We start from the raw sequence: 12806 nt of genomic DNA, 5'->3' as shown, positions 1-12806 counted from the left end.
ATTCCTATGAAATCTTTTAGTAAAACTTTTTACAAGTTATATTATTCATATTTGCTTAAAAAACAACCTTTTAAAACTGCTGCATCATGAGATAACAATCGCGTCGATTATGAATATCATACAGACTATAAAAATCTGTTTTTAACTGCTCCAAAGGCAAAGAAGTTAGAAAATTACAAAAATACCAACATAATTTATCAAGTTTTAATATATAACTTTGCTGATGGAAATAATGATGGAATCGGGGATTTTATCGGTTTAAAAGATAAAATCGAATATATTAGCAACCTCGGAGTCGATCAAATCTGATTAAGCCCAATCCATCCTGCGTCAAGTTATCACGGCTATTCTGTTATTGATTATTGCAATGTTGATTCACGATTGGGTGGCATGAATGCTTTTATTGATTTTTTAAACATAGCACATGAACGCGGAATCAAAGTTTATTTAGATATGGTATTCAATCATACTTCTTATGAACATCCTTGATTTCAAGCAGCACTTGCTAATGATGGATACAGTGACTTTTATCGTCTTGATATAAATTTATATGATTCAGATGTTAAAGTTGATAATGAGAAAATAAAAAGCAAATATCCCTTTACCACAGATATAAATGCAACTAATCGAACCTACTTAGCACGTTTTTCTTACGGGATGCCTGATTTAAATTTAGATAATTATAAAGTTATTGAACAACTGATTCATATTCAAAAATTTTGAACAGCTGTTGGTGTAGATGGATTTCGTTACGATGCTTTTGCAGAATATTATTCAAGTGAAATTGAAACTAAAAACAATTTTAATGAAGCAAAAATTTTTCACCTTCTAAGGGATGCATCAAAACAAATTACTGATGCAGAAAACAGAGAAGAAGTGTTTATGATGGGTGAGTGAGTTAATTCAGATGCTGTCAAAGGGTTAATGTATTTAAAGGATGCAGATGGTAACATCGGGTTAGATACAATCTATGATGGTGGAAAATTTTTCAGACACAATCCAGATGTTAGAATTGAATATAATCAACTAAAAAATATGTTAATTGAATATCAAAATACATCGCAAAAAGCTAAATGAATCCCGTTTTTAGATAACCATGATGTGCGTAGATGACTTGAAGTATATCGCAGTCAAATCAGTAAGAAAAAATGATATAAATTTAACGATAATCTTACAACATCAGAAAAAGAAGCACTAAATATTGCATTATTTGTGCTTTTAGCGTTACCTGCCACACCTATTATTTATGCAGCAGATGAACTTTATTATTATTCAACTAGATATTATGGTGATCCTACCTTAAGAGAACCAATGAAATGGGAAAATAATACTTATAACTGCTTTATTTATGATCCGAAAGTAAAAGAAAGTTTTGGAGATCATATAATGTTTACATCAGCACTTAATTTAGAAAGCGCTGATGTGCAAAGCAAACAAGGACAAGCATACAAACTAATTCAGTTTATGGCAAAACTAAGAAAAGATTATTCATTTTTATCACTAACAGATGCTGATACGATAGCAAATCCTTATGAGTTTGTTGATACAATTGATTATAACAGTGTTATAATCCGAAAAGACTTAGGACAACAAAAAGAATACTTATTATTTGCTTTTTGTAACTATCAACATAAAAAACTTGATTTATTAAAAATTTCTCGTAATTATCACTTTGAACAAATTTTGCTATATAAAGCAAAAAACGAATCATGAAGAATCTGAATCGAACAAGGTGGATATGTTATTTTCAAGTTAATTAGAAAATAATTTTATTTTGTTAAAATATATTTATGAAAAAGAATAGTCCAGTTAAGTATCAAAAAGACACAAATGAAAAAACAAACCTTAATCAAACCAAGACTAATAATTTGATTAAGTATTTAATTGATTTAATTTCGACTAAAAAAATTCCTATAAATATGATTATGCCTTCTGAACATCAACTTATGAATCGATTTAATTGTTCACGTTCTGTTGTGGTATCTGCTTATCAGAAACTTTTTTCTATTGGTGCAATTTACTCTATTTCAAAACGAGGCCACTTTGTAGCAGAAAATTTTCATAACCTAATTAAACCTATAAGTTATTTGATCGGGGTTGATAGAATTCTTGGCAGTGAAACTAAGGAAACCTTGCCGAATTGATTTAAAGATAAAAATATTATTTTTACCGATGGACATCGTTCTTTTAAAATGAACTATCAAAAGGCAGGTGAGATTATTGCTGAAGGTGATATATATGTTTCTACTAAAAACATTGATGAATTTGAACCTATTGATACTAGAACACCAATTATCAACATTCTAATTGATCGACATAGTCTAAAAAATATTGTTTATGAATTAAAATATGAAAAAGTAAATAAATTTGGTGTTGATAACATGGTTGTTATTGCTTTTTGAGGTTATGACAGCGATAGCATTTGTATAGCAGGGAAATATTATATAAAACCCGAACATTTTAAATTCTATCATCAAGAATTTTCATTATATGTATAATTTTTAAAATAAAATTTATTTTTTATCTTGCTCTTAGTAATAAAAGAAATTTGATTTATTGAAAAAAAGTTAAAAACTAGCACATTTTTTATGCTGTTTTTAATTTTTTTATTATATTTTAGGTGCATAAAATTATCTCTTTGATATGTCAAGAAAATTATTAATTTATACCTAAAAAAGACAAAATAAATTTATAATATTGCATATGAATATTAAGAATAAAAACAAAAGGTTTTATGCAGATTTTGATGAAAAATATGCATATAAAAAACCTGATTTAGGAATTAAATTTTTAGACTTTCATATTCAACTAAAGCTCTGACAGCCACTTGCTCAAAGAGTCGAAGTGATGCTCTATGATAGTAATTTAAAATTTGTTCAAAAATTTGATTCATTAAAAATAGATACAGTTTGAAAAACACAAATACCATTACATTTTGAAGGATATTTTTATCAATATAAAATTTGACATTCAGATGGTAGCATTACAAATGCTTTAGACCCATATGCTATTTCATTGGCTGCATTTGATTGAGAAGGTAAAGAAGATAAAGTAGGTTATGGAGCATTGGTTAATATAAATTCAAAAAAAGCAGGTTCTGTTCCTAAAAAATTCGCTACCGAACTTAATAATAGCACCGATGCATTAATTTATGAGTTACATGTTCGTGACTTTACTAGTTTAAAAAGTCAAAAAGAGTTTAAAAGTAAACTAGGGACATTTAATGCTCTATTAGAAGCAGATTTATTCTCATATGTCAAAAAACTCGGTATCACACACGTGCAGTTTCTACCTATTCATAGCACATATGCATTAAATGAAAATAACCAAAACATCCTTAAAAAAGGACAAGGAAGTGGATGAACTACTAATTACAACTGAGGATATGATCCTCATAATTATTTTGCAATAAATGCTCAATACAGCAGTAATCCTAAAGATCCATACGCAAAAATCGCTGAATTCCGTAATTTAGTTTCAAATGCACATAAAAAAGGAGTTGGAGTTATTTTAGATGTTGTCTATAATCATATGATGACCAACAACATCTATGATAATGTTTTACCTGGTTATTATTATCGAGATAATGCTAAGGTTAAACCTGTTACATATCCACCCCTTGCTGATGAAAGATATATGGTAAAACGAATTATTTTAGATTCGCTAAAATATTTTGTCGAAGAATTCGGAGTTGATGGTTTTCGTTTCGACCTTTCTTGCTTTATGCATGCTGAAACATTTAATGAAATTGCTAAGGAACTGCGTAAAATAAATCCAAAACTTATCTTACACGGTGAAGCCTGAAGATGTGGTGATTTAAAACATGACATCAGCTACATCAAAGGAGTAACCGGAAATGACATTGCTTTTGGATACTTTAACGATTCGGTTCGTAATGCTATCAAAGGTGATGAACACTCAGAATATGCACCTGGCTTAATTTCAAAATTTGATATCGAACTATTTCGTCAATATGTAACAAGCATTGTAGGTGGCATTAAGGATTACAATTTTGGAAATATATATTATTCAAAAGATCCGTATGCTCTTTTTGCCAATGATATTTCAGTAAATTTAGCTTATGCAGCATGTCACGATGGTATGACTTTATGAGATAAAATTAACACTACAACTAATGATTTATCGTTAATTCAACGTATTGAAATGTATCGACAAGCTTTAATGATGACAATATTTACTCAAGGAAAACAACTTGTTTTAGCCGGAACAGAACTTCTTCAAAGTAAACCCTGTGATATATCAGGAAGCGAAAGTGATCGCTGTGTGGTATCAACCTATGATGATTTTAAGTATTATCCAGATAAGTCTGCATACCAGTCAAATTCATATAAAACAACTGACTACACCAATGGAATTAAATGAAAAAATTTAAAGAATCCAAAAGTTGAAAAATATGTTTTTGAGTTCTTTAAAAAATTAAATAAATACCGTAATAAAACTTCATTTTTTAGACTCCATAGCAATAGATTAATCAACCAATGTCTTAAATTTATTGATGTTGATACCTTAAAAAAAATCATAATTTTTAAAATAACTTATCAAAAACAAGTTATTCAGGTAATTCATAACTTCTCTGATGAAGAATATACCTATGACAAAGACTTAAAAGTTTTATTCAACTCAAAAATTGAGTATAAAAATGGTATTTTATCACCGCACTCAACAGTATTATTAGAGGTAAGAAATGATAAAACTGCAAGATAAAATTATTTACCAAATTTTCCCTAGATCGTTTTATGATGCGAATAACGATGGAGATGGGGATTTACAAGGGATTATCACAAAACTTCCATATCTACATAAATTAGGAATAAATGCTATTTGATTATGTCCAACATATGACACTAACTTCGTCGATGCTGGTTACGATGTGCTTGATTATAAATCAGTATGAAAACAATTTGGTACCTTAGAAGACTTTAGATTAATGTCATCAAAAGCTGCAGAATATGGAATTGATATTATTATGGATATTGTGCTAAATCATGTCTCAAATGAACACCAGTGATTTAAAAAAGCCTGTGAATCGGTTGAAAACAGTGAACATAACTACTTTATTTGAAGAGAAAAACTTACCGATGAAGAAGCAAAAGCACAAAGTATTTTTGGTGGTTCTGCATGAGAATATGTTCCAAGTGTTCAAAAATACTACTTTCACTTATTTTCAAAAGAACAAGTTGATTTAAACTGAGCACATCCAAATACCATTGATGCAATGTCTGATGTTATAGATTTTTGATACAATTTAGGTGTTCGTGGTTTTCGACTTGATGCTATTAAACATGTAGCAAAAACCTTTGATAATGTTGCTGCTAACCCTTATTTTGCTTGATGTGATGGAGCAGTTGAATATCTTAAAAAATTCAATGAACAAGCATTTAAAAACAAACCAGATGCATACACATTAGGGGAAGCTTCAGGAATAACAGCAGATGAATTATTAGAATATGCAAAAGGTGATAATCAAGTTTCACAAAACTACTTCAATTTTGCTTGATGATGAATTGGATGGGGTAGAAAAACAGGTAGAAATGGATATGATGCTAATTGAGACTATAAAGAGTTTGTTTATCAGCAACAACCTTTTCAACACAATCACAACATTACCACGCAAATGTTTACCAACTTTCTATCTAACCACGATACATCACGTAGCATTTCTAGATGGGGAGATGAAGGTATTTTTCATAGCGAAGCAGCCAAATCTTATGCTCTAATGCTTTTTGCTTTAAAAGGTATTCCTTGCATTTATTATGGTGAAGAAATTGGTTTATTAAATACCCATTTTGATAACAGATCTCAATTCCGTGATTGCGATATTGAAAATGGATTCGCTGATTTAGTAGATAAAAATAAAATTTATAGCGAATCAGAGTTTATCAAATATCTAAATATCAATTCACGCGATGCAGGAAGATCGCTAATGCAATGAAACAAGCAAACTAATGCCGGATTTAATGCAGGTTCAAAACCTTGAATCAATTTTGGTAGAAACAGTGAACATATCAATGTTGAAACTGCATTAGCAGATGCAAATAGTATTTTTTACTTTTATCAAAACCTTATTTCAATGCGTAAAACAACATATAGAGATGTTTTTGTATTAGGTTCTTCACATCTTGAAATTACTTACAGCGGACTTATTAAAATCGTTCGCGAGTATCAAGACACAAAATTAATTGCATATTTAAATGTTACAAACAAAGAAATTTTTGAACAAATCAATACAGGACAACAAATTTTATCAACATATGCTGATAATAAACCAATAACAAACACATTTCGTCCTTACGAATCTGTATTAATCAAAGTTAATTAAGGAAAACATGGATTTTTTAAAATACGATTTAGAGAAAAAACGGATTAGTCAAATTAAATTCAACCGTTCAGTAACTGCAAAAACTGAAAGCATCTTTGCATTAGGTAACGGATATATGGGAATACGGAGCGCAGACGAAGAAAGAGCATCATATAACAAAGAAGACTTTTTTGTTAACGGGATGTTTAATAAAGATACCAAAGACGATTCGCCTGAGTTAGTAAATTTAGCAGATTTAATGACTACTCCTATTATCATTAACGGTATAACTTTTGATGTTAAAAACCGTGACGAGTATAATAAAACACTTTACATTCGAGAAGGTTTTTTAAAACGTAAGATCTTATTAGAACGTGATCACGGAAAATACTGTTTTATTTTTGAACGTTTTGTTTCTAGAAATGATCCGAATGTTTATGCACAAAAAATTAAGATTAAAGTTTTAGAAACAACTGATAATAAAGATATAGAAATTATTATCAAACCTGCTATTAATGCACAAGTCACCAACTCTGGAACTCAACATTTTGGGGAAGGTGCAAAAACCCGAATCACTACTGAATCACTGCAAATGGAGCAGTGTACTACACTTTCTAAGCGTTGAGCAGTTCATAACCTTATCACCAAACTTTATTTAAATGGTGAGTTTATTAGGGGTGGAAATGACGACTATGTTATCGAAATGAAGCGTCGCTATGTAGGTTTTAAAATCAAATTAAATGCTAAAGCAGGCGATGTAATTGAACTAGAAAAATTAATGTCGGTTCATACATCAGTTGATAGCAAAAATTCATTATTACCGAAAAAAGTTGTTCGTGAAAATGCAAATACAAAACATCAGCAACTACTTAATAAATCATATGAAGAACTTAAAAATGAATCAATTGAAAAAATGCATTCTCAAGTTTGAAAAGAGTTCTTTGTCAAAATCGAAGGCGATGAAGAAAGCAAATACGATTCACTCGCTCTTGATTTTGCAATCTTTCATCTAAACGGGTTTGTACCTAGACATTCAACAAACTTAAATGTGGGTGCTAAAGGACTTTCAGGTGAAGGTTATCAAGGACATACATATTGAGATACCGAGTTCTTTATTAATCCAATTTATTTATTCAATCGAGCTAAAGTTGCTCGAAACTTACTAACATATAGATATAAAGGCATTGAAGGGGCTCGTGCAAAAGCAAGAGAAATCAAAGAAAGACCTCAAGAAAGTAATTTAAAAGGGGCACAGTTCCCTTGAGAAATGGCATGACCAACTGATGGCGAGGTATGTCCATATTGAGGTCAAGCTGATGTGATGACCGGTAAACAAATTCCCATCGCTTCACGTCGTCAAGAAATTCATGTTTCAGCTGATGTTGCTTTTGCAGTAAATCAATATTATAAAATTACTGGTGATGAAAAATTCATGGAACAAATGGGATATGAAATGATTATCGATACAGCTATTTTCTATGCATCACGTGCTGAAAAACAAAGTGATGGAAGTTATCATATTCTAGATGTAATGGGTCCAAATGAATATAAAGGAAATATTGATAATAGTGCTTATATCAATATGTTAGCCAAGTTCAATATTGATTTAGCTTTAAAATATATAAATTTATTAAAAAAGAAAAAACCTTATTGATGAGCTATTATTAAATCAAAAATTCCTTACCCAATTAATGTAACAAAACTTAAAGAAGTTTCAGAAAAACTCAAGCAACAAAAACCAAATGAGAATTTAGTTATCGCTGAAAATGACCAGTTTTTACAACTACATCGTGGTAATGTTCTACCATTTCAGATGTTAGGTGATGCAGGCAAAAAACTATTTAACACCCAAGAAGGAAATGCGTTACTTTCTTGTCAACTTGTTAAACAAGCCGATGTTATTTTGCTGTTAAACATCCTACCACATTTATATTCTAAAGAAATAAGAAAAGCGAATTTTGATTTTTATGAACCTGTTACAACACACGATTCATCGCTGTCTCCTGTTACATATACCATCGAAGCAGTAAGATTGAAAATGATTGAAAAAGCCTACCAGTTATTTAAATATGGAATCAATGTGGACTTAGGTCCTGCAATGCATACATCCGATGCAGGAATTCATGCTGGTTCATTAGCTGCAATTTATCATATGATTGTTTTTGGTTTTGGAGGTTTAAATTGACATAATGATGCATTACATCTAGAACCACTGCTTCCAAAAAATTGAAGTAAACTTACATATCGATTTAAATACCAAAATGCTGCATTTGAAGTTGTTTTAAATCAACAAAACTTTAGCATTAGAACTATTTTAGATACTAAATTTAACGGTTATATCTGAATCAATGGACAAAAAAGAAATATAAATAAAAATCCACAAACTTTTGAGGTTATCCATGATTAAAGGAATAATTTTTGATCTAGATGGGGTGATTACTGATACAGCAATTTTACACTATCAATCTTGAGCAAAAGTTGTTAAACAATTTGATATCGATTATACTTTTGCAGATAATGAACTTTTGCGTGGCTTACCACGCATCGAAACCTTAAAAGCTATTTTAAAACTTAAAAAACCAAGTTTGCAGCTAAATAATTCAAAATTACTAGAAGTAAGTGAACAAAAAAATTTGTTCTATAAAGAACTTTTGCAAACACAAATTAATGAAAAATCCATTTTACCAGGGATAACAAAATTTTTATCCGATGCAAAAAATAAAAATTTAAAACTTGCTATTGCATCAAGTAGTTATAATGCCCCTACTATCTTGGAAAAATTAGGTATTATCAACCTTTTTGATTACATTGTTTATCCGGGAGATATCAAGAACGGTAAACCTGCGCCAGATATCTTTATTAAGGCTGCAGCAGGTTTATCCTTAGATGTAAGTGAGTGCTTCGGAATCGAAGATGCAGTTGCTGGAATTCAAGGGATTAAAGATGCAAAGATGAAAGCTGTTGCAATCACAGCAAATGCAGAAGAATTTAAAAATGCAGATATTGTTTTAACATCTACATCGCAATTAAATTTAGATACTATTTTAGCAAAATTCAACTAACAGACATATGTCTGTTTTTATTTGCTTATAGGCAAATAAATTATTTTCTTTTCTTATACTTTTGTTTTTCACCTAAAATATGACATCTGCGACAGCGTGCTTCATATTCGCTATCACCTAATACATTTAACTCGTTGTTCACATCCTTACGAAATGAAAAGGCTGCATCAGATTTACATTGTAAACATACCGCTTTTAACTTACATATATCATCTGCGATCGCAAGTAAACCAGGCATAACTCCGAACGGACGCCTTAAAAAATCCATATCCAATCCACTTACAATTACTCTAACTCCACTTAATACTAATTTATCGATAACTTCAAAAATTCCATCATCTAAAAAATTAGTTTCATCGATTGCAACAGCTCGATATTCAGGATTTCAGTGATCAATAATATCTTTTGATTGCTTAATAACAATTGCTTTAGTTTTTGCTCCTGTGCGACTTACAATTTTATTTTTATCAAATCTAGTATCAAAATGTGGTTTAAATACCATTGTTTTTACTTCTGCTATTTCTAGAATTTTAAGTCTTTTAAGTAATTCTTCAGTTTTACCTGAAAACATTGGTCCAGTAATTACTTCTAAGGTTCCTTCTGGTCTTTTTAAGTTCATTCTTCCTTTCAAGTGTGTTATATCATTATAAAACTTTTATAAAATTCCTAAATATCTTTTATCAAATTTTGATAAAATTTTCAAGAAAGGAAAAAAGATGAAACATAAAAAGAAAATTTGAGCATTTTCTGCCGCTACTTTATCGTTAGTTCCAGTTGCCGCTGCTGTTTCTTGTGGTTCAGGTGAAAAAGCAAAAGCAACCGAATCTAGCAAAAAAAATAATTTGATAAATGCAATTTTAACAGAAACTAAAAAAACTTATAACTTTATAGAAAGCAAAGAAACTGAAGCAAAAACTGAGATGCAAAATAAGTTAAAAGATGTAGCAGATGATGTTGTTGCAGATACATTAGCATTTTACCAAGAAACTATGCATTTAGACAAAAATACTCCAGACTATACAGCAAAATATGCTGCAGCAGATGCAAAATATCCAAAAAGTAATGCTACTTTATTAGAGCAATTACAAAACATTGCTAAGGGAAAAGGAACTGCAAAAAGTTCAGAACCACAAAATTAATAGAAGTAGCGATGAAAATATTAATTCAGTAGATTATCTAAATTAAGATGATTTAGATAATTTTTAATTATGAAACTTTTTCAAAAACTTTTTTATCTATCAGTAAGATAAAAAAGTAAAATGAATAATTTTTATAATTAATTTTAATCAACTTTTTAATTAATTGCTAGTTTTGCATTTGTTTTTTTGCTATACTTAAAAACCACAGGAGGAAAAATGGTAATAGGAATTAGTGGGATGATAAGTAGTGGAAAAAGCACATTATCCAAAAAATTAAATGAACATTATAAAACATCTGTTATCTTAGATGAATTTGATAAAGACGATGTAGTTTTCAATACTTTTTTAAAATGATTGTATGAAAAGAAACCTAACCTAACAATGGCTTTACAGACTTATGTTGTGGAAAATCATACAACTAAACTACAAGAGTTATTTACAGAATTTGCTGCAAAACATAACGATTTAAAAAATAATCACTTAATCTTAGATCGCTTTAGCATTGAACATTATATTTTTGCACATGTAAATTTGAAAGTTAAAGGAAGAAATTATTTAAAAGGTTATGATGCTTTATTTGAACATATGATTACAGATGAAGAAATTCCTGATTTAGCAATTTATTTAGATATGAGTTATGAAACCTTTGAAAAGCGATTATTTGAACGAGGTCGTGAAGTTGAAATAAATAATTACGAGCTGAACAAAGACTACTTTAAAAACCTTTATAGGGTTTATAAGGACTTATTTATCAAGCAAGCTGATAAATATCATCTAAATTATGTTATTGTTGATACCAACAACCTTACAGAAGCAGAAGTTTTAGCAAAAGCAATTGAAATCATTGATAATTTTGATTTATCAAAAGCAAAAGAGCGAGTATGAAAATAGCAATTAGTGGAATGATTGGATGTGGTAAATCAACACTCAGCAAACAACTTGCTAATCATTATCAAAATTCAATGTTATTAGAAGAACTAGATTCCAATGATGATGTTTTTAATACTTTTTTAGAATGAATTTATCAAAAATATCCTAATATCGACATTGCATTTCAATCATACATCATTGAATCTATTTCAGAAAGATTTAAGAATGCTGAATCAGAGTTTTTAAAAAATCATAATCATAAACAGCACCACATCTTCTTAGATCGCTTTAATGTTGAACATCATATTTTTGCAACTGTTACACTTGAGCAAAAACCATCAAAGTATCTAAATGCATTCAATGCTTTGTTCGATTATATTATAGATTTAAAAGATAACCCTGATCTAGCAATTTTTTTAGATGCTGATTTTGATGTAATTAAAAATCGCATCCTAAAAAGAGGTAGAGATGTTGAAATTGAAAACTTTGATTTGAATATAGATTATTTTAAAAGATTACATCAGTTATATCGTCCTTTGTTTGAGAAATTGGTGCAAAAATATAATATTCCTTATAAAATAATTAATACAAATGATTTAGATGACCATCAGGTGTTTGAAGAAGCAACAAAGATTATAGATCTATTTATTTACGAAAAATAGATATTATTTGATATCTATTTTTGTCTATTTAAAAATTGATATTTTTAAATATAATTATAAAAAGAAAGGATAGAAATGGACAAAAAAGTACCTAGTTTGAGGTTTAATGGATTTGAAGATGAGTGAGAACAAGATGCTTTTGGACAAATTTTATTTCGTGTAGACGAGAGAGGTTTTGCTTATCTACCACTTTTAACCGCATCAATTAATTACGGGATGATACTAAAAGAATCCAAAAAGAAAGTTAAATCACTTGAGAGTTTTAAAAGGGTTCTACCAAACGACTTTGTTTTGCATCTTTCGTCTTTTAATAGTGGTTTAGCCTTTTCTAAATTTGAAGGACTTACATCACCTGTTTACAATGTTCTAAGATTTAGAGATATAGATAAACATCATCCAAATTTTTGAATGTATGTCTTTAAAAGTAGTAAGTTCATAAATTCTCTTGTTCCTTTAACTTATGGATTAAGACAAGGAAAAAATATTAATTTAAATGAGCTTGAAAAGAATTTGTTGAAGACTACATCAAAGCATGAACAACAAAAAATCTCTCATCTTTTCATTTCCTTAGACTCCTTCCTTTCACTTCATAAGCGAAAATATGACTTTTTAATGAACATCAAGTCTACATTGCTATCTAAAATGTTTCCTGATCAAAACTCAAAATTTCCTAATATTCGTTTCTCAGAATTTACTCATGCTTGAGAACAGGATCTTTTGGGAGAGTTAGGAAAATTTTATAGTGGTTTGAGTG

11 protein-coding genes are annotated in these 12806 nt (G+C 29.5%); 10 read left to right on the top strand and 1 reads right to left on the bottom strand.

Going from position 1 to position 12806, the window contains the following annotated elements:
* Positions 1 to 6 precede the first annotated feature (6 nt).
* From ACXYRK_RS03235 to pgmB, 6 genes are all read left to right on the top strand, one after another.
* Entirely contained in the window at positions 7 to 1767 is a 1761-nt protein-coding gene (locus ACXYRK_RS03235) for an alpha-amylase family glycosyl hydrolase (protein ID WP_458618038.1), read from the top strand.
* Positions 1768 to 1790: 23 nt separating this feature from the next.
* A complete protein-coding gene (locus ACXYRK_RS03230) occupies positions 1791 to 2498 on the top strand; it encodes a GntR family transcriptional regulator (protein ID WP_458597610.1) in 708 nt (235 codons plus the stop codon).
* A 205-nt stretch (positions 2499 to 2703) separates the two neighbouring features.
* Positions 2704 to 4725: an alpha-amylase family glycosyl hydrolase gene (locus tag ACXYRK_RS03225; protein ID WP_458614048.1), complete on the top strand. Its 2022-nt coding sequence runs from the start codon at positions 2704 to 2706 to the stop codon at positions 4723 to 4725.
* A complete protein-coding gene (locus ACXYRK_RS03220) occupies positions 4706 to 6340 on the top strand; it encodes an alpha-amylase family glycosyl hydrolase (protein WP_458614047.1) in 1635 nt (544 codons plus the stop codon). Before ACXYRK_RS03225 ends, ACXYRK_RS03220 begins: the two co-directional genes overlap by 20 nt.
* Positions 6341 to 6347: 7 nt before the next feature.
* Entirely contained in the window at positions 6348 to 8726 is a 2379-nt protein-coding gene (locus ACXYRK_RS03215) for a glycosyl hydrolase family 65 protein (RefSeq protein ID WP_458614046.1), read from the top strand.
* Positions 8719 to 9381, top strand: coding sequence for a beta-phosphoglucomutase (pgmB, locus tag ACXYRK_RS03210; RefSeq protein WP_458597614.1), 663 nt, complete (start codon positions 8719 to 8721; stop codon positions 9379 to 9381). Before ACXYRK_RS03215 ends, pgmB begins: the two co-directional genes overlap by 8 nt.
* Positions 9382 to 9421: 40 nt before the next feature.
* On the opposite strand, the gene ACXYRK_RS03205 is transcribed toward pgmB, so the two are convergent.
* Positions 9422 to 10000, bottom strand: coding sequence for a thymidine kinase (locus ACXYRK_RS03205; RefSeq protein ID WP_458597615.1), 579 nt, complete (start codon positions 9998 to 10000; stop codon positions 9422 to 9424).
* Between the two features lie 97 nt (positions 10001 to 10097).
* On the opposite strand from ACXYRK_RS03205, the gene ACXYRK_RS03200 reads away from it, so the two are divergent.
* The 4 genes from ACXYRK_RS03200 to ACXYRK_RS03185 form a co-directional block, all read left to right on the top strand.
* Entirely contained in the window at positions 10098 to 10520 is a 423-nt protein-coding gene (locus ACXYRK_RS03200; protein ID WP_458607464.1) for a hypothetical protein, read from the top strand.
* A gap of 216 nt (positions 10521 to 10736) precedes the next feature.
* The gene (locus tag ACXYRK_RS03195) at positions 10737 to 11411 is read left to right on the top strand and encodes a deoxynucleoside kinase (RefSeq protein WP_458607465.1); all 675 of its coding nucleotides are present in this window, start codon (positions 10737 to 10739) and stop codon (positions 11409 to 11411) included.
* Positions 11402 to 12052: a deoxynucleoside kinase gene (locus ACXYRK_RS03190; RefSeq protein WP_458607466.1), complete on the top strand. Its 651-nt coding sequence runs from the start codon at positions 11402 to 11404 to the stop codon at positions 12050 to 12052. The genes ACXYRK_RS03195 and ACXYRK_RS03190 overlap by 10 nt, the downstream gene beginning before the upstream one ends.
* Before the next feature lie 75 nt (positions 12053 to 12127).
* Positions 12128 to 12806: restriction endonuclease subunit S domain-containing protein (locus ACXYRK_RS03185; RefSeq protein WP_458618036.1), on the top strand; the 679-nt coding region annotated here is incomplete at its 3' end.

The sequence above is a fragment of the Mycoplasma sp. AC1221 genome (assembly GCF_054353815.1).
Note: the sequence above shows the minus strand (reverse complement) of the source record. Positions and strands in the feature narration are given on the sequence as shown.